Source organism: Polycladomyces zharkentensis (genome assembly GCF_016938855.1).
In the GTDB taxonomy this organism is placed as follows: Bacteria; Bacillota; Bacilli; order Thermoactinomycetales; family JIR-001; genus Polycladomyces; species Polycladomyces zharkentensis.
The window spans coordinates 93,806-117,399 of sequence record NZ_JAFHAP010000011.1; the positions used below are offsets into that span (position 1 = coordinate 93,806).

The 23,594-nt window shown below is 53.8% G+C and carries 21 protein-coding genes; 11 read left to right on the forward strand and 10 right to left on the reverse strand.

Going from position 1 to position 23,594, the window contains the following annotated elements:
- Position 1: 1 nt before the first annotated feature.
- The 4 genes from JQC72_RS12610 to JQC72_RS12625 all read left to right on the forward strand — a co-directional run bounded on the left by JQC72_RS12610 (position 2) and on the right by JQC72_RS12625 (position 6,599).
- Complete coding sequence (locus JQC72_RS12610) at positions 2–1,873, forward strand: bifunctional homocysteine S-methyltransferase/methylenetetrahydrofolate reductase (protein ID WP_205496170.1); 1,872 nt, start codon at positions 2–4, stop codon at positions 1,871–1,873.
- A gap of 375 nt (positions 1,874–2,248) precedes the next feature.
- Entirely contained in the window at positions 2,249–3,265 is a 1,017-nt protein-coding gene (locus tag JQC72_RS12615) for an ABC transporter substrate-binding protein (RefSeq protein WP_205496172.1), read from the forward strand.
- Positions 3,266–3,297: 32 nt separating this feature from the next.
- Positions 3,298–4,590 (forward strand): BaiN/RdsA family NAD(P)/FAD-dependent oxidoreductase, encoded by a 1,293-nt coding sequence (locus JQC72_RS12620; protein WP_205496174.1) that lies wholly within the window; start codon positions 3,298–3,300, stop codon positions 4,588–4,590.
- Positions 4,591–5,648: 1,058 nt separating this feature from the next.
- The gene (locus tag JQC72_RS12625) at positions 5,649–6,599 is read left to right on the forward strand and encodes a 4-hydroxy-3-methylbut-2-enyl diphosphate reductase (RefSeq protein WP_205496176.1); all 951 of its coding nucleotides are present in this window, start codon (positions 5,649–5,651) and stop codon (positions 6,597–6,599) included.
- A gap of 87 nt (positions 6,600–6,686) precedes the next feature.
- Here JQC72_RS12625 and JQC72_RS12630 read toward each other — a convergent pair whose 3' ends face one another.
- On the reverse strand, positions 6,687–6,857 hold the full coding sequence (locus tag JQC72_RS12630; RefSeq protein ID WP_205496177.1) for a hypothetical protein: 171 nt from the start codon (positions 6,855–6,857) through the stop codon (positions 6,687–6,689).
- A gap of 222 nt (positions 6,858–7,079) precedes the next feature.
- Between JQC72_RS12630 and JQC72_RS12635 the strand changes: the two genes are divergently transcribed.
- A complete protein-coding gene (locus JQC72_RS12635; protein ID WP_205496180.1) occupies positions 7,080–7,310 on the forward strand; it encodes a hypothetical protein in 231 nt (76 codons plus the stop codon).
- A 29-nt stretch (positions 7,311–7,339) separates the two neighbouring features.
- Here JQC72_RS12635 and JQC72_RS12640 read toward each other — a convergent pair whose 3' ends face one another.
- Complete coding sequence (locus tag JQC72_RS12640) at positions 7,340–7,660, reverse strand: DUF1811 family protein (RefSeq protein WP_205496183.1); 321 nt, start codon at positions 7,658–7,660, stop codon at positions 7,340–7,342.
- 163 nt (positions 7,661–7,823) lie between these two features.
- Between JQC72_RS12640 and JQC72_RS12645 the strand changes: the two genes are divergently transcribed.
- Positions 7,824–8,741, forward strand: a complete 918-nt coding sequence (locus JQC72_RS12645) for a hypothetical protein (RefSeq protein WP_335342469.1) — start codon at positions 7,824–7,826, stop codon at positions 8,739–8,741.
- A 12-nt stretch (positions 8,742–8,753) separates the two neighbouring features.
- Positions 8,754–9,140, forward strand: a complete 387-nt coding sequence (locus tag JQC72_RS12650) for a hypothetical protein (protein ID WP_205496187.1) — start codon at positions 8,754–8,756, stop codon at positions 9,138–9,140.
- Positions 9,141–9,540: 400 nt separating this feature from the next.
- Here JQC72_RS12650 and JQC72_RS12655 read toward each other — a convergent pair whose 3' ends face one another.
- Complete coding sequence (locus tag JQC72_RS12655) at positions 9,541–9,897, reverse strand: DUF2512 family protein (RefSeq protein WP_205496189.1); 357 nt, start codon at positions 9,895–9,897, stop codon at positions 9,541–9,543.
- 49 nt (positions 9,898–9,946) lie between these two features.
- On the opposite strand from JQC72_RS12655, the gene JQC72_RS12660 reads away from it, so the two are divergent.
- Positions 9,947–10,189 (forward strand): hypothetical protein, encoded by a 243-nt coding sequence (locus tag JQC72_RS12660; protein WP_205496191.1) that lies wholly within the window; start codon positions 9,947–9,949, stop codon positions 10,187–10,189.
- 53 nt (positions 10,190–10,242) lie between these two features.
- Here the strand turns inward: JQC72_RS12660 and JQC72_RS12665 are convergent, their stop codons facing one another.
- Positions 10,243–11,946, reverse strand: a complete 1,704-nt coding sequence (locus JQC72_RS12665) for a bifunctional metallophosphatase/5'-nucleotidase (RefSeq protein WP_335342459.1) — start codon at positions 11,944–11,946, stop codon at positions 10,243–10,245.
- A gap of 357 nt (positions 11,947–12,303) precedes the next feature.
- On the opposite strand from JQC72_RS12665, the gene fabI reads away from it, so the two are divergent.
- Both fabI and speD read left to right on the forward strand, forming a co-directional pair.
- Positions 12,304–13,077: an enoyl-ACP reductase FabI gene (gene fabI, locus JQC72_RS12670; protein WP_205496193.1), complete on the forward strand. Its 774-nt coding sequence runs from the start codon at positions 12,304–12,306 to the stop codon at positions 13,075–13,077.
- A 207-nt stretch (positions 13,078–13,284) separates the two neighbouring features.
- On the forward strand, positions 13,285–13,689 hold the full coding sequence (speD, locus tag JQC72_RS12675; protein WP_205496195.1) for an adenosylmethionine decarboxylase: 405 nt from the start codon (positions 13,285–13,287) through the stop codon (positions 13,687–13,689).
- Between the two features lie 164 nt (positions 13,690–13,853).
- Here speD and ptsP read toward each other — a convergent pair whose 3' ends face one another.
- The 5 genes from ptsP to JQC72_RS12700 all read right to left on the reverse strand — a co-directional run bounded on the left by ptsP (position 13,854) and on the right by JQC72_RS12700 (position 20,116).
- Positions 13,854–15,563 carry a phosphoenolpyruvate--protein phosphotransferase gene (gene ptsP / locus JQC72_RS12680; protein WP_205496196.1) on the reverse strand — a complete coding sequence of 570 codons (1,710 nt, stop codon included), beginning with the start codon at positions 15,561–15,563 and terminating at the stop codon, positions 13,854–13,856.
- Between the two features lie 276 nt (positions 15,564–15,839).
- On the reverse strand, positions 15,840–16,100 hold the full coding sequence (locus tag JQC72_RS12685) for an HPr family phosphocarrier protein (protein WP_205496197.1): 261 nt from the start codon (positions 16,098–16,100) through the stop codon (positions 15,840–15,842).
- 6 nt (positions 16,101–16,106) lie between these two features.
- Positions 16,107–16,454 carry a PTS lactose/cellobiose transporter subunit IIA gene (locus JQC72_RS12690; RefSeq protein WP_302104833.1) on the reverse strand — a complete coding sequence of 116 codons (348 nt, stop codon included), beginning with the start codon at positions 16,452–16,454 and terminating at the stop codon, positions 16,107–16,109.
- 94 nt (positions 16,455–16,548) lie between these two features.
- Positions 16,549–16,869, reverse strand: a complete 321-nt coding sequence (locus tag JQC72_RS12695) for a PTS sugar transporter subunit IIB (RefSeq protein ID WP_205496199.1) — start codon at positions 16,867–16,869, stop codon at positions 16,549–16,551.
- Positions 16,870–17,380: 511 nt separating this feature from the next.
- Entirely contained in the window at positions 17,381–20,116 is a 2,736-nt protein-coding gene (locus JQC72_RS12700; protein ID WP_205496207.1) for a sigma 54-interacting transcriptional regulator, read from the reverse strand.
- Between the two features lie 288 nt (positions 20,117–20,404).
- Between JQC72_RS12700 and JQC72_RS12705 the strand changes: the two genes are divergently transcribed.
- Positions 20,405–20,968, forward strand: a complete 564-nt coding sequence (locus JQC72_RS12705) for a beta-class carbonic anhydrase (RefSeq protein ID WP_205496209.1) — start codon at positions 20,405–20,407, stop codon at positions 20,966–20,968.
- 161 nt (positions 20,969–21,129) lie between these two features.
- Here JQC72_RS12705 and JQC72_RS12710 read toward each other — a convergent pair whose 3' ends face one another.
- A complete protein-coding gene (locus JQC72_RS12710; RefSeq protein WP_205496211.1) occupies positions 21,130–23,394 on the reverse strand; it encodes a PBP1A family penicillin-binding protein in 2,265 nt (754 codons plus the stop codon).
- Between the last annotated feature and the right edge of the window lie 200 nt (positions 23,395–23,594).

A 23,594-nucleotide genomic window follows, 5' to 3' on the forward strand; every position in this document is an offset into this window, starting at 1 on the left:
GGTGTCCGGACGAGATTTGCGCCAGTGTTTGCAAAACGGTTTGCTCGTCGGCGACGGGGCGATGGCCACGTACCTGTACCAACAGGGCATACCGGTGGGAATTTGTTATGAGGAGCTGTCACTGACGCAGCCGGATGTGATCCGTTCGGTCCATCGCGCCTATTATGAAGCAGGTGCGCGCCTGATCGAAACCAATACGTACGGTGCCAACCGGGAGCGATTGGAGCGCTACGGACTGGAGGGGAAAGTGACGCGGATCAACCGTGAGGCGGTGTCGGTGGCCCGTTCGTCCGTCGGTGACGATGCGTTTGTCGTCGGATCGATCGGATCGATTTTGGCCGGGAGAGTGCCGCATTACGACACGGAAGAGTACCGCGACATGTATGAGGAACAGGCCACGGCGCTGTTGCACGCCGGGGTGGACGGGATCGTGTTGGAGACGTTTCTCGATTTGGAAGAGCTTCTTTTGGCCGTGGAGGTGATCCGTCCGCTGACGGACCGGCCGGTCATCGCCCAGTTGGCTTTGATGGAAGTGGCGCGGACACGGGATGCCTATACGTTGGATGAGGCATTCGCCCATTTGGCCAAAAGCGGGGTGGACGGTGTCGGATTCAACTGCCGATTGGGGCCGACCGAATTGTTGCGCGCGTTGGAACAGACCGTGATTCCCTCTCACGTGTGGATTTCGGTTTTCCCCAACGCGGGACGGTTGGGATTGGTTGACGGAAATTATGAATATCAGACATCGCCTGCCTATTTCGGTGAGTCCGCATTGCGGTTGCGTGAGCAGGGGGTGCGCATCATCGGCGGTTGTTGCGGCACTACGCCGGCGCACATTCGGGCAATGGCCGAATCGCTTCGGGATTTGTCCCCTCTGCCGCGGGTGAACCCGAAAAACAAGACAGAAACGTCCGCCCGCCGCGTGCCGATCCATTTGCGCCAACGAACCAAACCGACGATCGTCGAGCGGGTGCAGCGGGAATACACCGTCATCGTGGAGCTGGACCCGCCCAAGGATCTGGAAATTTCCTCGTTCCTGGAAGGAGCCGCACGCCTCCATGCGGCGGGAGCGGCAGCGATCACCATGGCGGACAATTCATTGGCCACCACGCGGATGAGCAACATGGCGCTGGGGGCGATCGTCAAATCGCAATTGGGCATTGACCCGTTGGTTCACATCACTTGCCGGGACCGCAACCTGATTGGGCAACAATCCCACGTGATGGGGCTGCATGCGCTGGGGATCGACCAAGTGCTGGTCATCACGGGGGACCCGACGCGGATCGGTGATTTGCCCGGGGCCAGTTCCATCTACGACGTCACGTCGTTTGAGTTGATCCGTATGCTCAAACAGCTCAACGAAGGTATTTCCTTCTCCGGCAAACCGCTGAAGCAACGGGCACAATTCGTGGTCGGTGCCGCGTTCAACCCGCACGTGCGCCATTTGGATGCGGCCGTTCGCCGACTGGAGAAAAAAGTGGAGGCCGGAGCCGATTTCATCATGACCCAGCCCGTATACGACGCCGATGGAATCCGCCAGATCGCCCAGGCAACCGCCCATTTGGACATCCCGGTGTTTATCGGTATCATGCCGTTGACCGGTTACCGCAATGCGCTCTTTTTACACAATGAGGTACCCGGGATTAAAATTCCGGCGGACGTGTTGGAGCGGATGAAAGACCTGAAAGGGGAAGAGGGAAGAAAAATGGGCGTGGCGATCGCCCGGGAGCTGTTGGATGTGGCGATGGCCCATTTCCGCGGTATTTATCTGATCACGCCGTTCGCTTATTGGCAAATGACGGAGGAGCTGACCCACTACGTACTCCGGTCGAAGCAGAACGCATGGGTTCAGAGTGTCGGCGGGCAGGGATGATGTCCTTAAGGTTTGCGATCCCTCTTTTGGGGAGTACCTTAAATGTACACCAAGGTGTTTGATTGTCAAAAGAATCCCGGCAACCTGTACGCTTAGGAAGCCGGGATTTGTTTTTTCAATTTTTGAATGAAGGATTGCCGGTACCTTTATCATAACTCAACCATGGGCGCGGCCTTTAAACTTGGTGAAAGAGGAGAGAGAGAAACAGCTTACCCGAAATCGCCTTTTCAATCTCTCCTTTCTGTAAGGTCCGGTTTTATGTATTTCAATGAGGAATTCATTTGTTCACGGTTCTTTTCCTTGCCGGATTGATCGGCTTAGGCTATATTGAAACGTGTTTCGACAATTCCCATATTATCCGTAAGGAGTGGGTCCATGTTCAATCACCGTACCGTGAAGTTGACGGTTGGGCGGTCATGGATGATCTGGAGTTTGTGTCTGTGTTTGCTCCTCACCGGCTGTCTGTCGCAAAAGGCGGTCTCTGCTTCGCAATCGCCGGTGACGGTGTATCACGAGATGGGGGAGACAACGTTGAAATCACCGCCCAAACGGGTGGTGCTGACGGATCCCTATCTGTTGGAAATCACGTCGGCCATGGGGATTCATCCGATCGGCGTGGCCAGGGAGAATGAAAAACAAACAAACATTCCAAGCTATTTGAAAGGACGTGTACAGCCCGACTTCAAGTGGGTCGGTACCAAACAGCAACCGGATTTGAACGCCATTCTCAAATTGAAACCCGATCTGATCATCGCCGATGTCAATCAAAAGCAATGGTATCCTCAATTGTCATCCATGGCGCCGACCCTGGTGGTTCGGGGATCAGGAGCGGATCATTGGCAGAAGGTGGCCAATCTCCTGGGCGTGGTGTTCCAAAAAACGGGACAAGCTCAGGCATTGCTGAAGCGGAATCAGCAGACGGCCGATCGTGTCCGCGCATTGTCATCCCGGTATCAGGGAATGAAAGTATTACCGGTGGAATTGATGGGTTCCCACCGCGTGCGGGTGTACACGAAAATGTCGGATTTGGCCGTTTTGTTGGACGATGTGGGATTGAGCGTTTCCTTTTCCAGGAAAAAACAACCGTACGTGGATCTGGACGGTGCCAAATTAGCGGGCCTTCCCGCAGATACGTTGATCGTCGTGCGCCAGGCATCGGATTCACCGGGGCAAATCAAAAAGGACCCGGTTCTGCGGAAACTTCCGGCAGTCAAAGCCGGGCGGGTGGTGGAAGTGACGGCGGAATGGGCGTTGCAGCGGAATGGACCACTTTCCGACGAAAAACTGATGAACGAACTGTACGGACAATTGTCCAAAGGTCTGAGCTGGAAAAATCCAGAACCCACTCATCATATGCAACCGGCCAAGCCCGCACCGTCGAAAGTGGAATAAACGGCATGCAGATCAGGTGAAGGAGCTTGGGGATGAAGTACGATGTGATCGTGATTGGCGGTGGCCCGGCCGGATTGATGGCAAGTGCGTCAGCCGGTATGCACGGTGCCAAAGTGCTGCTGCTGGAGAAGGGTGAAAAACTGGGGAGAAAGCTGGCCATATCCGGTGGCGGCCGGTGTAATGTCACCAACATCAAGGAAATCGATGAACTGATCCGGAACATCCCGGGAAACGGCCGCTTTCTCTACAGCGTGTTTTCCATTTTCAACAACCGGGATTTGGTTCGTTTTTTTGAACAAGCGGGTGTCCCGTTGAAGGAAGAGGACAATGGGCGCATGTTTCCCGTATCCGACAGCGCGCAATCGGTGGTGCGCGCGTTGGTGAAAAGGGTGAAATCGGTGGGAACCGATATTCGCCTTAACATGCCGGTTCAGCGTGTTTTGTATGAAAACGGGAAAGTCAAGGGTGTCTTATGCCGAAACGGCGACGTGTGGGAGGCACCGGCCGTCGTCGTGGCGGTGGGAGGAAAAGCGGTTCCCCAGACCGGTTCCACCGGGGACGGTTATGCTTGGGCGGAAGAAGCGGGACATACCATCACCGAACTGTTCCCGACAGAGGTGCCGCTGACGTCGTCCGATCCCTTGATTCAAAACAGAGTGTTGCAAGGCCTTTCCTTGCGCGATGTTGTTGTTACCGTCTACAGTCCCAAGGGAAAAAAGCTGGTCCAACATCGCGGGGACATGATTTTTACCCATTTCGGTCTTTCAGGTCCGGCGGCATTGAGATGCAGTCAGTTTGTCGTCAAAGCACTGAAAAAATCAGGTGCATCTTCGACACCGCTGGCCATTGACCTCTTTCCCGATGATTCACAGGGGCAACTGGAACAACGATGGTGGGAAGTAAGGCAACAACATCCCAAAAAAGCGGTGCGCAACGCATTGCGAGCATTTCTGCCTGAACGGCTGATCCCGGTTTTGATGGAACGGGCTCATCTTCCCGAAGATCTGACCGTATCCCATCTCTCCCGCGAGTGGCTTCATCGCCTTTGTCGGGAGTCCAAACACTTGACAGTCATGATTGACGGGACATTGCCGCTGGAAAAAGCGTTTGTGACCGGTGGCGGTGTTCATGTGAAGGAGATCGACCCCAAAACCATGCAGTCCAAAATCATGCGCGGATTGTATTTTTGTGGCGAAATCCTGGACATTCACGGCTATACGGGCGGTTACAACATTACCGCTGCCTCTTGCACCGGTTTTGTGGCCGGCAAGAGTGCGGCTGAACTGGCCCTCGCACAACCTTTGCGGGAACGAAACGCGCTTTGAGTAAGAAGCGGCTTTTTTCCTGCACTGTAACGGAATCCGTCAAAGATACGCCAATCTTTCACAAAATAGGGATGTCCAAAACAACGCACGGACGGTAAAATAAAGGCGAATCAGTCTGTGGAATCAACGCAACTTCATGATTCGCGGGAACGACCGACCGGGCGGTCGGAGGCGTTGAGGAGGGATTCCAGTGTTGAAGCAAGAAGTTGCGACGACGGTCATTATCACATTTTTGATTATCATTATTTTGGTGTTGACGGCTCTGTATATACGCGAACGTGGTAAGAACAGCAAATGAAGATCAGATGGATAAGCTCCATATCCAAAGCCGGATCTTGGCCTTGCACCCTGACCGAAAGGTCGTGGGAGTCGGGGCGGATGCGGCTTTCTTTTCGCAAAATAAAAAGCCTCCCAACATCGGGGAGGAAAGGAGATGGCTGTTGTGTTGTGAGGTTTGATCCATCAAGGTGAAATCTCAGGTGGCGCCGCCCCATGTGCGGGAAGAACTGTCCCATCTTCGGGAAGAACTGTCCCATCTTCGGGAGGAACTGTCCCATTTGCGGGAAGAACTGTCCCAGCGATGATGACCCCAGTAATGTCTCATCCAGTGCCTCATCATCCTCTTTTCCATCTTGTGGCACATTCTCATGTGGCGATACCAATAGCGCATCATCGCCGGGTCTACATAGTGGTGGTGCATATGATGGTAGGGATCGTACGGCATATGATGCGGATGACAAGGCCATTTGTGATGGGGCCATCTGGGTTTGTGAGGTTTGTGGGGTTTGGGGTATTTGTGGGAATCTTTCGGCGGCGGCGCCGGCGGCATCGGATATGTCGGTTTTTCACCCATATGATTTCACTCCTTGCGTCTTTTTTTGTGCACATCACAATGTATCGTATGAATGTCCAGCCGCGGATGTACCGGGTGTAAATGCCCAACTTTGCGGTCAAACACGTCCAGTGCATCGGAGGATGGGTCGCTTGGTTCCACCACCGAAAAAGGATATAATAGAGGCGGCCCTGACTGGATAAACAGGGCAGGAGGGAATGGGTTTATGGAAGTGAGAAAAATCACCCCGCGAGGGTATTGTTACGGTGTGGTTGATGCCATGGTTTTGGCACGGCAGGCGGCAAAAAACCTGGATTTGCCGCGGCCGATTTACATCTTGGGCATGATCGTGCACAACCGTCATGTGGTGAAGGCGTTTGAAGAGGAAGGCATCATCACATTGGACGGGGCCAATCGGTTGGAACTTTTGGAGAAAGTGGACAAAGGAACCGTCATTTTCACCGCTCACGGTGTATCTCCGGAAGTGCGGCGACGGGCACGAGAAAAAGGTCTCACGATTGTGGACGCCACTTGTCCGGATGTGACCCGCACGCATGAATTGATCAAGGAAAAAGTGGCGGAAGGCTATGAAGTGGTTTATATCGGCAAAAGCGGCCATCCTGAGCCGGAGGGAGCGATGGGGGTGGCCAAGGGTCACGTGCATCTGGTGGAAACGGAAGAGGACGTGGAAAAGTTGGATCTCAAAACGGACAAGGTGCTGGTGACCAACCAAACCACCATGAGCCAGTGGGACACAGCGCATCTGATGAACAAAGTGCGGGAGAAATATCCGACTGCCGAGATCCACAACGAGATCTGCCTGGCCACCCAAGAGCGGCAGGAAGCGGTAGCCGAGCAAGCCAAGGGAACGGATCTGGTCATTGTGGTCGGAGATCCCCGCAGTAACAATTCCAACCGTTTGGCGCAGGTGGCGAAGGAAATCGCCGGTGTTGACGCGGTTCGCGTCAGTGATGTGACGGAAATTCAGCCGGAGTGGTTGTTTGGCAAAAAGTTGGTCGGAGTGACGGCGGGGGCTTCGACACCCACGCCGATTACGCGCGAAGTGATTCAGTATCTGGAGCAGTTCGACGAAAACGATCCGTCTACTTGGAAACCGAAACGGACGGTCAACATGAAAAAGCTGTTGCCCCCCGTACGGGAGAAAAAAGTGCGGTGAAACGGTCAACCGGGGTAATCCCCGGTTGACTTTTCGTGCGGAACTTTCTGATAATTCAACCCGAGACACCCATATGTTTGCGAGCGGTTACATACGCGTGTCGGAATACCGGGTCAGGATGTAATCGTAGCATTCGTTCATGCTTCCGCGAAATTCCACCCGATGATCTTTTTTCATTGGATTGTACCATTGGAAATAATCATCTTCCTTCAGGATGGAAGGCGGATATTTTTCAGAATCCCGGATGACGTAATACATGGCTGACACCTCCTGATTCCTATTATGTTCAAAAAACTTACAACATAATCATTTTGGGTAGCGACAGGCATCAGGTGTCAAAACCGCGAAGACCCTTCACGTCAGAGTCGAGAACCGTTATCATGGAAAGGAAATCATTTTTCTCAGACATCGATTGTATGACAGACTGCCCCTCCGCTCCGGGGGGACATCGGTTGACCCTGTAGTGAAGGAGCTGAAAGGATGCGATGCAGCAGTTGCGAACACGCTGTAGCGGTCAGCGGCAAAGTGCTTGTCTGGGTGATCGGTTTGGAGGTTGGAGGCCTGTTGGAAATCGGGCTTCTTAACTTTCCCTTGCTGCCGACCGGCCTGAGGGAAGGTGTTGCCGCGGGGATCGGATTGGTTGTGGGTGGAATTCTGTTTCTTAAATTGATCAATCAACCTTGTGTTTCTTGTCCGGTCAATGGTAGATAAGGTATGCCGAATCATCTGTTTGTTCTCGATCAGCGGTCATCTTCTTCGGGAATGCGGATGAGACTGATTGGAATCGCGACGGTTTCCCATCTGCCTTCCCATTTGCCCCATGCCATGACGCCATTGATTTTTTCGACGTGGAAACGGTTGGGATGATCCTCCACCTCGTACACGTCACCGGTCCGGATGCGCTTAGCGTCCGTCAAATAGGAGCGGGCCAATGCCCGGCGTTGACGCAGAACTTCGGCTTCACTCGTCATGCCGAAACGGCGGGCGCGTGCTTCTTCCAATTGCAGGCGCTCGATTTCCAAACGAAGCTCTTCTTCGCTCATTTGACTGAACAGTTTCATATCGTTCAATCTCCTTGTCGAATCTGGTCCGGTTGATGAAATGATGATAACAGATTTCCTTTTCCCTGTCACTGCCGGGTGACCGGATCAATTGCCGTCACGTTCCGCTTGTCTCTGTGATACAATAAAAATCGAATATTGGATGGAGTGAGCAAGGTTGGCGGTGATTCTGTTATTTATCGACGGAGTCGGTTTGGGGGAGGAGTCCGATCACAATCCATGGTATGTTCGGCCGACTCCGCATATCGACCGGTTGCTGGGCGGTCGTTCATTGGTCAGGGGAGCTGTCGGACAGATCGGTTCGGACATGGTGTTGCTGGAAACGGACGCTACTTTGGGTGTGCCCGGGTTACCGCAGAGTGCGACGGGTCAGGCCACGATCTTCACCGGACGGAATGCGCCGAAAGCGATGGGGGCCCATCAGAGCGGCCTTCCTTTTCAACGTCTGCGAAAATGGGTGCAGGCAGACAATATTTATCTGCAGATGGAGCGGCGGGGATGGCGTGCGACCTTTCTCAATTGTTACACGCCGGAGTACTTTCAACGTCCGGCCACCCGCAGGGGATGGGTGTCCGTCTCCACTGCCGCCCTGTTGAGTTCCCGCGAGCCCGTTCGTATGTTATCCGAATTGCTGGCCGGGAAAGGAGTATATCATGATTTGACCCGGTGGACGTTGGCCCGAAAAATTCCCGATGTACCCGTGATTGAACCGGAAACAGCCGTCGATCATCTGCTGGATGTGGCACGGCAATACGATCTGGTCATTCATGAGTATTTTTTGTCCGATCTGGCTGGTCACAAACAGGACGAGGAGTTGATGCGAACCGTCATTGACCATTATGACCGATGGCTCGGTGCATTGGTCGACCGCAAACAAACGGATGATGTGATTGTACTGGTAAGCGATCATGGTAACAGTGAGGATATTCGTGTGAGCACCCATACGGACAACCCGGTTCCCACATGGATCATTGGCGATGCTCATACGTGGCGGGAGATACCGCATCAGAAATGGGACTTGACATGCATTGTACCTCTTTTGTTGCGTTTGGTGGAAAAAAGACATATCACCACATCATGAGGGGGAATCGGAATGACGCGGCGATACATACCGCAAGTGCGCTCGGCCGTCTTGCCGGACGATGGGGCATGGACCGAGTTGAATGGTGAGGATGTACTGATTTTGTCCGTTCCGGAATGGCAGGGTCAATTGGAAGCATCGAGCCGAGGATACGAATATGTTTGGTTGTATGATCGTCAATCCAAAGCGTATATTTTCTGCATCCGGATGTCCAACGGCGAAGAGCGGGCGATCGCGTTTCCTCGTGAGCATGCGGGAACCTTGCTTCAGGACGGACGGGCATATGAGCCGTTTACGATTTTGGTGACCGATCAGCCGTTGGATGAAATCGGGGAACAGTCGAAATTTCTGCTGTTCCGGGATGTCAAACTGAAGCGGCATCCGGATGCAGGCTGGTAAAGCATATGAGGCTTCAATCCATCGAATGGACTTTGGGCGAAAGCAAAACGGGCGTGCGAGGGGATAAAGCTTCACCCTGCAAAAGCTGTATGGATGGGACATGCTCTGGAGCCGTATCCGGGGCGTGTTTGCTAAATTCCGCAAGAGGGAAATGTTTTCCCTGATAAGCGACGAGACCCAAGCCCTGACGAGCGGAGAACCGGATCAGCGCAAGGATCGAATCAGGGCGATTTCCTCTGAAAGAAGCAACTTTGCCCGCGTCCTTCGCTCCCCGGTTCGGAGCTGCTGTTTCCTTGCAGGTCGCCGGTGGAGCGAGCCGGGAAAGCAATGCAGACAATATTGGACAATATTGATCAAATCGCTTTGAATATGGAGGCGGATTCACGGTCGTATGCCGTTGTCACCGTCCTTCATTTTTTTTGCCGTGCCGATACCGAAGTATGTATCGGTGCATCACCCATTCCACCGCGCCCATTATCAGACCGATGATGACGGCAGAGGACAAAGAGATCCACCAATAGGGCAACTCAATCGATCCGACGATGATGACGGTCATCATAAAAATGGTTCCTGCCACGGTGGAAGGACCGTTCCCCAACCGGGGCAAAATCCATCGGTCGGCAAAATGGCCGACGACCGCAAAAAATAAAGCCAGAATGAACGGAACAGCGGCATGTTGGTAGTGTACACCGGGCAGCAAATAAAGGGCCGATTCCAGAATGGCGGCGTAAATGATGAATTTGATGAATCCGTTCATCTGTTTCCTCCAATTGGCGACGGTTGAATCCTCCATTCGGGGTTAATCGATGCAACCGGGGGAATCCTATCAATGGAAGGGAATGAAGGAGGGAGCCGCCGTGTATTTGACTGACAAGGAGCGCCCCATCATTATCCGGGCGTTGGAAAAAGTGCTGGAAACGGAACCTGCTTATGCACGCGCTGATGAATACAAAAAGTTGCTGGATCGCCTCAAAGCGGAGGATCTGGCTCATTATGAGGCATCTCTGGGTGAAATTCACAGTCATGACTATTATGTGGATGAAGTGTGAGGAATATGAATGACCGGCCGCGCGAACGGGTGCGGCCGGTTTTTTATGCGGATCTAATCAATTTTGGCGCCAACCACTTTCCAGTTTCCATCCGTCTCCGCCTGCACCGTCCCGTGTTCGCGGATGTAGTTGGTGATCAATTCGGAGACCTCCACATTGACCTCCCGTACCACCGGTTTCCCGGCAAACATGTCATATCCGCCGCCTCCACCGGCACGGTAATTGTTCAGCACGATCTCATATTCCTTGTTCATGTCCAAAGGTTGCCCGTTCAGATCGGTCAGCTCGGTGATCCGCTGCCCTTCCGGCTTGGAGACGTCGATGGTGTAACGAATGCCTTCCCACATGTCGTAATTGTAATGTTGCGGTTTCGGATATTCGAAAGCTGGATTGACCGCAATCGGGTCCGAACCGTTGTTTTGCTGAAAGTAGGTGGCCGATCGTTCCAATGCGTCTTTGATGTCCTTGCCGGTCACTTTGATTACTTTCAGTGTGTTGGGATAAATGTAGGTTCCCAAAATATCGCGCATGGTCACATCGGACGGCAGTCCGCGAATATCGTTGCTGAACAGCGCCGTGGAGGAGATCGGAGCACCGCTTGCCTCCATCTGCACCTTGTTGATGAACTGGATCAACGCTGTGTCGTGAGTACGTGTATACATCGGGTCCTTTACCGTCATGTCACCTTGGATCTTACCGACGGGTTTGTCCAGAAACTCCTGCGTTTGTTTCTCGTAGGATTCGATCAGTTTGAGCACTTCGGGGTCGGGTTGGACTCGGGACGCTTCGAGCAGTTGCGCTTTTTTCTCCTGTACGATCCATTTGCCGTGAGATTGGATCAGTTTCATATCGACCACTGACAGGTGGGAGCCCCATTTGTTGGGTTCGGTGATCAGGACACCGTTCACGCGGACATCGGCGATGGGAACATGCATGTGACCGGCCAAAATGACGTCAATCCCCGGCACTTGCGTGGCCAATTGATACACCTGATTCTCCCCGTCGCTTTCCGGTACGGGGATGATCTCGCCGTTCGGTCCGGTTTTGTGTTCCAACCCGCCGTGGTAGGAGACGAAGATCACGTCCGCTTTCTCTTTTTTCTTCATGATCGGCACCCATTTTTTCGCTGCCTGCACCACATCCACGAACTCCAAATGCTGAATGTTTTTGGGATCTTCCCAGCGCGGCACAAACTGCGTGGTCAGGCCGAGGACGCCGACGCGCAGACCGTTGGGCATTTTGATGATTTTGTACGGTTTGGTGTAAACCCGATCGGTCCCTCTCATCAGGGTGTTGGCTGACAACCAGGGGAATTTCGCTTCACCCCGTGCTTTTTCAAACACCTGCGGACCGTAGTTGTACTCATGGTTCCCGATGGCCATGGCATCGTATCGCAGACGGTTCATCACCAGCATCATCGGATCAATCGGACGGTTGTCCACCCGTGCGTGGTAGTAGGCCATCGGCGAACCCTGGATCGTGTCACCGCTGTCCAGAAGCAGGGCATGCGGATTGCGCTGACGAACTTGTTTGACCAGTGTGGCAATCTTGGCCAGACCGTGGTCTTTCGGTGCATTGTTGGTGTAATCCAGCGGCATGATGTATCCGTGGAGGTCGCTGGTGGACATGATGGTTAACAGCATGCGTCGGGGCGGAGTATCCCGGGTGGCATGGGCGACGGGATAGGATGCGAGGATGTGGGCAAAACAAAAGATGAGAATGATGGTTGCCACCCAGCGCGGGTGTTGCAGATTCACGCGATTCTCCTCCTCTGGACGGAAAAGTTTCTGACGATTCATTTCCAGTCTACCCATTTTGGGACAAAAAGGAAAGATCTCTTTGCGACTGCTGATCAAGTTTCCACAGATCGTCGACAGAGAGTGTCTGACACCACCTGCGCCCTTCGAACCGGGAGTCAGGATGCGGGCAAGGTGCACTTTGCTTAAGAGGAAATTGCCCGAGGTTCCATCCTCACGCTTTTCCGGTTCTCGTTCACGAACATTGACAGGCACTCTGTTTTTCGTTACGCTGTTAGTTGGAATTAGGAGCAGGTACTAAACGCAGAGTGTGAGACCGCATCGAAGGCATAGATCCTTATGGAAGGGGAATGAAAGATGGCTAAATTGATGGAAGGCAAGCGTGTGCTGATTATGGGTGTGGCCAACAAGCGGAGCATCGCTTGGGCGATCGCCAAATCCCTGCACAATCACGGAGCAGAACTGGCGTTTACATACCAAGGTGAACGGTTGGAACGCAAAGTGCGCGAACTGGTGGATGCCGAAATGCCGGGATCGATGTTGATTGAATGCGACGTCACATCGGATGAACAAATTCAGTCCGCTTTTCATAAGATTGAAGAAGAATGGGGAAGCTTGGACGGATTGGTGCACAGTATCGCGTTTGCCAAGAGCGAAGACCTGGACGCCCCGTTCTACCAAACTTCGCGCGACGGATACGCCCTGGCGCAGGATATCAGTGCATACTCTCTGGTCGCCTGTGCCAAAGCGGCCAAACCGCTGATGAAAAACGGCGGCAGCATCATCACCATGACGTATCTGGGATCGGAGCGTGTCCTCCCCAACTACAACGTGATGGGCGTGGCCAAAGCTGCGTTGGAGGCAAGCGTCCGCTATCTGGCTTCTGAACTGGGACCGGAAGGAATCCGGGTGAACGCCATTTCGGCCGGACCGATCCGCACGTTGGCGGCCAAAGGGGTAAAGGACTTCAACTCCATTCTGCATGTCGTGGAAGAACGCGCGCCGTTGCGTCGGACGACAGACCCCGCGGAAGTGGGGGATACGGCCCTGTTCTTGTGCAGTGACTTGTCCCGCGGCATCACTGGTGAAGTTATCTTTGTGGACGGCGGATTCAACATTATGGGAATGTAAGGGATTTGTCAAAATCTCTCGTTTGGGGTATTGAACTCCCTGTCAAAATGTGATACGTTTGTACTCGTGAAATTGAGCTAGTAGGATCCAGGATTCACTTAAAGGGTTGGGACCTCACAGGACTAACCTTCCCCCGTGGTGAACGAGCAGATCCTAGCGGAATATTGGCTCAAGACCAAATATTTCCTAGGAAGGGGGCCGAAAGGTATGGAATACTCCACTTTCGGAAGACATGTGGCCATGGATGCGTGGGGCGTTGATTTTGATCTGCTCAACGACGCCTCCTGGTTGGAACGCCAAATGGTGGATGCGGCCAAGAAGTGTGGAGCGACGGTATTATCCGTTCAATCCAAACAATTCGAGCCTCAGGGCGCTACGGTTTTGGTATTGCTTTCAGAAAGTCACATTTCTATCCATACCTATCCTGAAAAAGGGTTTGCAGCGTTGGACTGCTATACCTGTGGCCACACGGTTGATCCGATGCTGGCGATCCAGCACATGCTGGAAGTCCTGAAGCCGACGCAAGCGTTCCCGAAAATGCTGAAGCGCGGCGAAGGTCCGATCGAGGTCGTTCAACCTATTTTAACTGAGAAAAAAGAAGTTACGGTTTAAAACGGTGTCGGATGAAAATACACGCCCCTTGACGATCATCATCATGGGGCGTCTTTCAACGCAATCATATCTCCGTTGATACCAAGGAATAGCAGTCCACAGTTGTCAAGCCTGAGTTGATTGGGAAAATAACAAACCCACCCGTTAACGGGTGGGTTTTTTCATCATTCCTGTGCGATGCGGCGTACCGCGTCGGGATCGGATTGAGCGAGAGCCCGTTCGGACTTGGCTTCGGCTGCGCCGGTTTGTACGCTTCTGATCCGTTCTTTCACTTCCGGAATGGCACCGGCGCTCATGGACAGCTCATCCAGACCCAGTCCGACGAGGATTTCCGTCATGTTCGCATCACCGGCCAGTTCGCCGCACATACCCACGGGGATACCCGCTTTTTTTCCGGCAAGGCAGGTTTGACGAACCAAACGGAGTACCGCGGGATGGGCCGCGTCGTAGAGATGAGCCACTTGTTCGTTGCCACGGTCGGCAGCCAAGGTGTATTGGGTCAGGTCGTTGGTGCCGATACTCATAAAGTCGACTTCCGGTGCCAGCAAATCGGCTGTTACCGCTGCGGCCGGCACTTCGATCATGATGCCGACGGGAATCTCTTCGGCGACTTGAACGCCTTCCTTCGCCAGCTCTGCCCGGCATTCCGCCAGCAGTTCCTTGGCTTGGCGGATTTCCGAGACATTCTCGATCATCGGGAACATGATCCACAATGTTCCGTGGACGCTGGCACGGAGCAGGGCGCGCAGCTGGGTTTTGAAGATCTCCGGATGGGAGAAACAGAAACGGATGGCGCGATGGCCGAGGAACGGGTTTTCTTCCTTGGGCAGGTCCGCGTACGGAAGATCCTTGTCTCCCCCGATATCCAGGGTACGAATGATGACCGGATTCGGATTGAACGCTTCCAGGACCCGGCGATATGCTTCGTATTGCTCTTCTTCCGTCGGCCAATGATCGTTCTCCAGATAGAGAAACTCGGTTCGGAACAATCCAACCCCTTCTGCACCGCTTTGCAGGGCCAGTTCGATATCATTCAGGCTGCCGATGTTGGCAAACACCTGAACCCGTTTGCCGTCGGCCGTGCGGGCATCCTCTTTGGCCGCCGCCAGGGCTTGTTCACGCCGTTCCCGTTGCCGGCGCATTTCTTCCCGTGCCGCTTGTTCGGCCTGCGGAGCAGGATTGCGGGTTACGTCACCCGTCGTTCCGTCCAGAATCAATGTGTCGCCGTCCTGGATCTGATCAATTGCTTGTCCGAGTCCCAAGACGGCCGGAATCCCCAGTGTGCGGGCCATGATGGCGGCGTGTGCCGTCTTGCTCCCACGGGCGGTGATCATGCCGGCGATACCTTGCGGGAATTGCGCGGTATCCGACGGGGTCAGCTCTTCTGCGACGACGACGGAACCGGGTTCCAACAATGATGGGTCAAACGGCTGACGCCCTGTGAGAATCAACAGCAAACGGTCACCTACGTCACGGATGTCATCTGCCCGAGCCTGCATGTATTCGTCAGGCAAAGCGGCCAACATGTCGCTCATTTCCTGTGTAACGGCGGCACAAATCGCTTCGGCGTTTTTCGCTTCATCGCGGATGCGCCGTTCCATCTCCCCGGTGTAGGCAGGGTCGCTCAGAAATGCCAAGTGAGCGTCAAAAACGGCCGCTTCGCTTTCGCCCATCCGTTTGGCTGCGGTTTCCCGCAAACGGCTGATTTGCTCTTGAGCCTGCTCGATCGCTTGCTTCAGACGTGTCACTTCACGTTCCGGATCTTCGACCGTATGAACGGTAAACTCAGGCCGCTCCTTACGCCACCACACGGCACGGCCGATGGCCAAACCGGGGGCCGCGCCGATGCCTTTCAACAGTTGGTCGGTTTGCATGCCAATCCCTCTTTTCGTCGACAATCCCGTTTTTGCGTATAGCTGTCCGTATTTTGCTCAGTTGAAGGCGGTTTCGCTTCCTTCATCCTGTTTGTCAGTAAGCCGGAAGTTTAGGACGTGTCAGGTAAATGGATCAGATCAAAGCGGCGATCCGGAAACCCTTTCCCCGACTGGTTCCTCTCATGGTGGAGTCACTTTCGGGGAACGGGTTCCCTTTATCTGACCACTTGACAGACACGCCCACGAACCTGGAGGTGATCCCCCTCCATCGGCTTGTTACTCTCCCAGGTTTTCCAGGCGATCCACCAGCGCGGACACAGCTTGTTCGGCATCCGCTCCTTCGGCGCGAATCGTGATTTCGTCTCCTTGTTTCACGGCCAAGGACATTACGCCGAGCAAGCTTTTGGCATCAACTTCTTTTTCGGCTTTCACCAGGGTGATTTTGCTTTCGAATTTGCTCGCTTCTTGCACCAGCAACGAAGCCGGACGCGCGTGCAAACCACTGGGATGTTGAATGGTCAGTGTTTTTTCCGTCATGTGCCATCACTCCGCTTGTTCCAATTTTTCTACTCGCGTTTTGAGATCCGCGATCACTCGATAGTTGTTCACCAATCGCTTGATCAGGTTCAATTCCGCCATGGCGGTCATCAAGTGGTCCTGTGCATGGATGACGAGAAACGGGGTGGCGGTGTCAAGGGTGTTATCGGAGTCGGTTTGCACCAATTCCGTTTGATACCGGTGACCGGCGGCCAACTCTTCTTCCGCATTTTTCAGGTGGTGTTCTGCAGTGTCGAAATCGAAGTTTTCAGCTGCATCCAGTGCTTCGTAGGCTTCTTCGCGAGCATTGCCGCCGTGAAGGACGATTTGAAAGATGATTTCCTCCAGAGTCAACGCTTTCACTCCTTCGGTGGCGGGATCCGCCATTTGCGACCCAGTCCGAACGGCGGAGGGACATGGTCAGGTATCGCGCGGGATTCGGGGAAGTTTAATCCTTTTGAATCAAGCGCAACACCTGTTCCAATACCCGGTCACCGTCCATGGTGGCGAAAGCGACCGGATCGACCAGATCCCAAGGGATGCCGCGTTCATTTGCCGCTTTGGACACCTCTTTTTTCAAGTGGCGCACCTGCGGCTCCAGCAGGGCGACATCACACGGCTTTTTCCCTTGTTTAAAAGCGCTGATGCCGTCTGCATCCGCTATCAAAGATATCCCGCGGCGGTCGGCGGCTTCCTGCACCTGCTTGGCCAATCGGCTGGATGTCGCACCCCAACTGCACAAGATCAGCAATCGGATCGGTTCTTTCATGAAAATCCCTCCGCGTGTTGAATGGGTTGTGTGAGACAACTGCGCGACAACCGGAACCAGCACCGGATCACTTGATGTGAAGGAATGAACCCGTCTGCGGTATTGGGAACAACAAAGTCATAATCTCCCCTTATTTTAACGCAAATTTCATGCCAATTATCAATAGAAGCTCGCCAATTTGCAAACAACAAATAGTGTGCAATCTTTCATTGCACACTAGGGTGTGTCTGGTTATGCCGTAAGGAGGAAATGTTTCAAAGCGAAGACCGAAGCGCAGTCATCAAATCGCGGGCAATTTCCTCGAAGCGAAGCATACTCTGCGAAGTGTCCTGCGCTCCGGGTCTGACGTGGTCATATCTGCTTCATTGCAGGGCGCGGGCGGAGCGAGCCGGGAAAGCAATGGAGCGGTATTCACCAGACACACCCTGGTACCAAGCCCCATTTGGGAATAACTTCCGTTCCATTACATCAAAGCCATGACCATTATTCGGTTCGGTTGTGTGCGGTTTGGTCAAAAACGTGATGTTGTCGGACGGCATGACAATCTGCACAGGTGTACGGCCATATGTTCCGGAATGTCCACGGAGAAAGTTTGGGACAATGCTTCCAATACCCGCTGCCACGCACGGATGTTGGAGGAGGACACCGCAGGCGGGCAATCGTCCGATTCCGGCGGACATTCCGGAATTTGTCCGTCCAGTTGGGCACCAATCCACTGGTCAATCCAGGTGCCGACGTGCATCCACAACCCCAATTCCCTGTCCGCCGACAGGTCAAACTGCTCTCGCACCGCGTCCATCTCTTTCTGCATGATTCGGCAGAACAGTCTCGGATTGAGATGGCGGGCCGTTTCCGACAAACCTTGTTCCACCAAGGACGGAATCCGGTCATAAGTCAAACGGTCGGACCGGGAAGGGGAGACGGGAGAAGTACGCGTGGCTGAAAGCAATTGTTTCAGCCGACCCACACCTTCCGGCCGCAACAGTTCCCATGCGGGAAGATAAGGCACACCCGGCAGTTCCGGTGCAACGGTGCCGACGACTGCGATCAGTCGGTTCGTACGGGCGAGGTGTTCCAACAGAGGGGAACGTCGACTTTCCGGATCGATCCGTACGGAACGAACGGTTACGTCGTGATCCGTATCCGGCAGATGTTCCCTCAACCAGTTTTCCAATGTGACGGCAGCCCCTTCACCGGTATAACAAACCGTGGCGATAATGCGGTTTGGAGGCCGATTCGACAGGGTGGGCAATTGCGCCGCCCGGCGAACGGCATCTGCGATTTCCTCCAGTCGGTTTTCCGTATACAATGCCTTTCGTCCGGCTTCGATCACCATTGGCAGGCTGACGTGAGGAACGGTTTCCACCGCAATCCCCAAATCACGGCTGATCGCTTCCCCCATGGTGGTCAAGGAGCCGATATCCACCAACAACAACACACCGGCCCCTTGATCAATCTGTCGCACGGTTTGCGTGATCCGTTCAAATGCGACCGATGAAGGTTGATCAAGCGGCATATCAACGGCATGAATGACAGGACATCCCAGCAGACTGTTGGTCACATCGGCCATCGAACGCGCGGCGGATTCTCCGTGCATGGCCACCAGGACGGCCACCCGTCGTTCCGGGGATTGTTCCTGATCCCGGGGCGAGAGGATCAGTGCGATCAATCTGATTTCCCTTGCAGGTAAATCCAATCCCCAGCGCGTCTTGACACGGGTGGCGATACATTCTGCAGCACGGGTATACGGAGCGGGGGCCGATGGAATCTCCGGCAGGGAGGACAGTTTTTTACTCCGCTCGGGGTCGTTCAGCCAAGCTTGCATGTGCAATCCCACAGCGGCCAACTGATGGGCACTTACCGGAGAAGGCAAGAACGCCTCCGCTTCGGAAACGGCTTCGTGAAGAAGCTTGTACAATTCGGGTTCAATCAGACGTGCGCTCCCCGACAGATCGGCCAAATCCTGACGGGAAGTTTGCATCAATACCCGGACATATTGATCCACCACTTCCTCCAGAGATTGCGTCATCCGGGCATGGTCCGCTCCACTTTCCTGCAATGACTGTTTGCGGTGAACCAGTTGTTCATAAATATTGGGGATCTGATCGATCTTCCCTTGTTTGCGGGGAAGCGGTTTTCCGACGGTTGTGGCCGCCGTTTTCTCCGGAGCTTCACGCAATACCGTTTGCGGCAAATCTTCGATCGTGACGGTGACATGTTGCCCGGGCTGTTGAAGGTGGCGAAGAAAAGCGCGGGCACAGGCGATTTGTATGTCGGATTGCAATTGACCGATATTCCCTTTGCAGGGATAAGTCAACAGCATCTGTCGGCATTCGTCGCTCATGATAAGCGGAACGCCCATCTTCTCTTCTTCTCGCTCCAAAAACCGGCGCAACAAAATTTCCCGTTCTTCACGTGTGCGTTCGCGCAACGGCGGCAGGGCCACTTTGACGGAAAAGCGCCGGTAGAGCGTTGGCAACAGCACGGTTTCCGGCGTTTCGGTGGTGGCACCGATCAACAGGACGCGGGCGTGGCGTTCCATGGATGTTTCTCCCAAACGGCGAAATACGCCCTGATCGATGAGATAAAACAGCATTTCCTGGCCCGCGGGAGGAAGACGGTGGATTTCGTCCAGGAACAGGACGCCCCCGTCAGCACGTTCCACCAGACCCGGCCGATCATGGGCGGCACCTGTGAAAGCCCCCTTCTTGATACCGAACAATTGTCCCATGAGCAATTCGGGATTTTGGGCGTACTCGGCACAGTTAAAAGCGACAAACGGGGCGTTGTACCGCAATCTGCCCCTGTCCGCGGCGATCCGATACAGGGTGTGGGCCAAATGGCTCTTCCCGGTTCCGGTCTCGCCGGTTATCAACATGGGCAATCCGTGCGGAGGGTACATCACGGCAGCGAGTGCTTCCTCCAAAACTGAGCGCAGACTGTGTTTGGCCCCAACAATATCGGCAAACAGTTCACCGACCAACGCTTGACGGGAAGAGGGAGGCATGGAATTGGCCGCCTCTTTGCCGGGGTTTTCCTCTGTTTTCGCGGGAGGATGAGGGAGATATCTCACCGGTCGTCCAGGAATCTTGCGTGCTTTTCCCTCTCTGACCAATTCATTGAGATAACGGCTGGCTGTGGATCGATCCAGATACAACTCCCGCCCCATCTGTTCCGCGCTGATCCCTCGGGGGTATTGTTCACTTAATGATCGCAACGCGTTTTCGACCAGATCCGTTTTTTTCATGGATCATTCCTCCCGTTCCTTCTTATCATACACACTTTGCACACTATAAGCCAAGCCTGATCATATGGAAATGATTGGGATGTGTCGGAGAGGGGGACCGGGGAGCCGCTGTGATCCATTGATGATCCCGTTGCGCCCTGGGCAAAACGGGAACGAGAAAGGCCTTTTGAGGGAAGGGATGAGACGGTTTCAACGTAGTTTTCCGATTTTTTATGTCATTGTTTGTTGATGACCATCATGACCAAAGATAGAATCAGGGGAGGACAACAAAAGAAAAGGGTGAAGGGCATGCGATTGTTGGAAGCGGTGTTGCAACACAACGCGTCGTTCGTGGAAGGCAAAGGGTATGAGCCGTATCGGACAAGTAAATACCCGGACAAAAAAATGGCGGTTCTCTCTTGTATGGATACGCGTTTGACGGAATTGTTGCCCAAAGCGATGAATCTCAAAAACGGCGATGCGAAGATCGTCAAAAATGCGGGAGCGGTCATCACCGATCCGTTTGACAGTGTCGTGCGCAGTCTGTTGGTCGCCGTCTTTGAACTGGGAGCGGAAGAAGTATTTATCGTTGCCCACCACGGTTGTGGTATGGCTGCCATTCAGCCGGAAAAAACACTGGAGAAAATGGTGAACCGCGGAGTATCCGCCGACGCGGTCCTGACACTGCAAGGAGCGGGAGTGGATTTGCATCAATGGCTGGAAGGGTTTGAATCAGTGGAGGAAAGCGTGAAAAAAAGTGTGCAAATGTTGCGGCAACATCCGTTGTTCCCGCCGGATGTGCCTGTTCACGGTCTGATCATCGATCCGGAGACGGGCAAGCTGGATCTGGTGGTGGATGGATACAAAGAATGACCGTCAAAGGACCTGATCAAAAAGCGTGTACCGCTTTTCCACGGGCGACCTTTGGGCTGAAAACAACAGGAGCGAGAGAACATGAGCACCCGGCATCATGTGTGGATGGCTGTTGCCAAACAAATGCCCAGCGGTTTGTGCCGCTGGGCATTTTATCATGTTTATGGCGTGGTGGGCGGGGAGGTGTTGTTACCGGTTGAACCGGTGTCGCCGCCCGGTTGCCCGGTATCACCGCCCGGCTGCCCGGTGTCGCCCGGTTGCCCGGTATCGCCGCCCGGTTGTCCGGTATCGCCACCCGTTTGCCCGGTGTCGCCCGGTTGCCCGGTATCTCCCGGCTGCCCGGTATCGCCACCCGTTTGCCCGGTGTCGCCCGGTTGCCCGGTGTCACCCGGTTGATCCTTGCCGGGTTGGTCAGTATTCCCTGGTTGTTCTGTCGGCGGCTCTTGATGCCGGTCATCCGTATTCTGATCTTGATTTTGGTCCTCATCCGGCTCGTCGTCCGTCACCGGAGGCGTCCAAGATGATCCGCCGCCTCCGCCCAAGGCGTCATATTTGAAGTGGGAAGCTTTTCTACCGGCCAGCGCCTTGCTCATCACGACGGAAAAGAATTTGGCCGGATACTTGCCGCCCGACAATTCCACCATATCGGCCTGTTTGCCGTTGTTGAAAATCGTCACCGCCATGACGTATTCCGGAGTGTAACCGACAAACCAAGCCTCTTTTCCGTGTTGGGTGGTTCCCGTTTTGCCGGCCACATCACGCCCATCAGGCAGTTGGGCCGCTTTGGCCGTTCCGTTCTCCACCACGTATTCCAGGATTTTTGTCATCAATTGTGCCGTTCGTTTGCTGTACACCTGTTTGACTTCGACCGGACGGTCGAGGTCCTTTTCATCGTTGTCCCGGCTGACGATTTTGGTAATGGCGTGCGCTTCGTACATCCGGCCGTTATTGGCGAAAGCGGAATACGCTTGCGCCATTTGCACCGTGTTGACACCGTGGTTCATTCCGCCCAGTGCCATCGCCGCCAATGAGCGGTCCTCCTTGTCCGGATTCAATCCCAACTTTTGGGCGTATTCATATGCCGTTTTCAATCCCACTTTTTCATTGAGAAGCCAGACCGTCGCCACGTTGAGCGATTTGGCGGCCACTGTTTTCAGCGGCACATAACCGTGAAACTGGTGATCGTAGTTGTCGGGTGAATATCCACCGACAGAGTAGGGTTCATCCCGCACGGGTGTATTCGGCCCGTATCCTTTTTTCTCAATGGCCGGAGCATACACGGTCAGGGGCTTGATCGACGACCCGGGTTGCATAGGCTGGGTGGCGAAGTTGATGTACCCCGGCAGGTAGTTGCGTCCGCCGGCCATCGCCACGATCTGTCCATTGTGCGGGTTGACGATCGTTGCCCCGGCTTCCAGTTGATCGTGGTTTTTGAAAAGCGACGGATCTTTCATCGCTTGCTCCAGCGCATCCTGTGCTTTGGTGTCCAGGCCCGTGTATACCTTGTAGCCGCCGCTGGTCAGTTCCTGTTCACTGATGTGATACAGCCGTTTCGCCTCTTCGATGACGTACCGTTTGTAAGCGGCGTATTTGTCTTTCTTGATGTACTTTTTAAGGTAGGCCCGATTGACGGACAATGGTTTCTTGGAGTAGAGTTCCCGTTCTTTTTCGGAAATCAGTCCCGCATCCTGCATCTTGTTCAACACGATGTTGCGCCGTTTTTTAGCCAGATCCGGGTTGTAATACGGGTTGTACCCCTCGGGTGATTGCGGCAGACCGGCCAGCAGGGCAATCTCGTCAATACTCAGATTTTCTTTGGTGATATCTTTGTCGAAATAGATCTTGGCAGCCATTTTGACACCGCGGACGTTGTTGCCCAAGTAGATGTAGTTGATATACGCTTCCAGAATTTCGTCCTTTTTATATTTGCGCTCCAGGTTCCACGCAATGGCGATTTCGTTCAACTTCCGCCAGATCGTTTTGTCCCGGTTGTCCAAAATGGCGTTTCGCGCCACCTGCATCGTGATCGTACTGCCGCCCTCAGCATGGCTCATCGTCAGGATATCCTTGACCAATGCCCGGGCCAAACCTTTATAGTCAACACCGCTGTGGTCATAGAAGCGGCGATCCTCCACGGCGACGAACGCTTTCGCCAGCATGGGCGATTTGATGTCTTTCAGCTTCACGTATTCCAGAGGGGCGTCGCCTAATGTGGCAAAGCGTTTACCGCTGCGGTCGTAAAGGCCGGAGGCGAACTCCATCTTTTTCAGGTCGTCCAGGTCATATACCGTCGTTACCATCAAGACCGCGATAGTAGATATAATGACCAATAAAAAAGAAGTAAGGAAGACCAGAAGCCACCATTTTTTGCTTGCTTTGAAGTTAAGAAGATATTTTAAATAAAACTTCGGAAATCGCGCATTCATCCCATCACCCCTCCTAAACAATATATAACATAACTGGTAGATCGGGAATTTGAAACTTGTATAACATTCATGGCCGTCTCATTCCGTGACGGACGATATGTGCACGTTATCTCCCGATTCCTCATTTTTTTCTCCACATATACATATATTCGTAAGCGTGTGTTTTTTTCCGCCCAGTTGTTCCCGGAATAAAGAAAGCG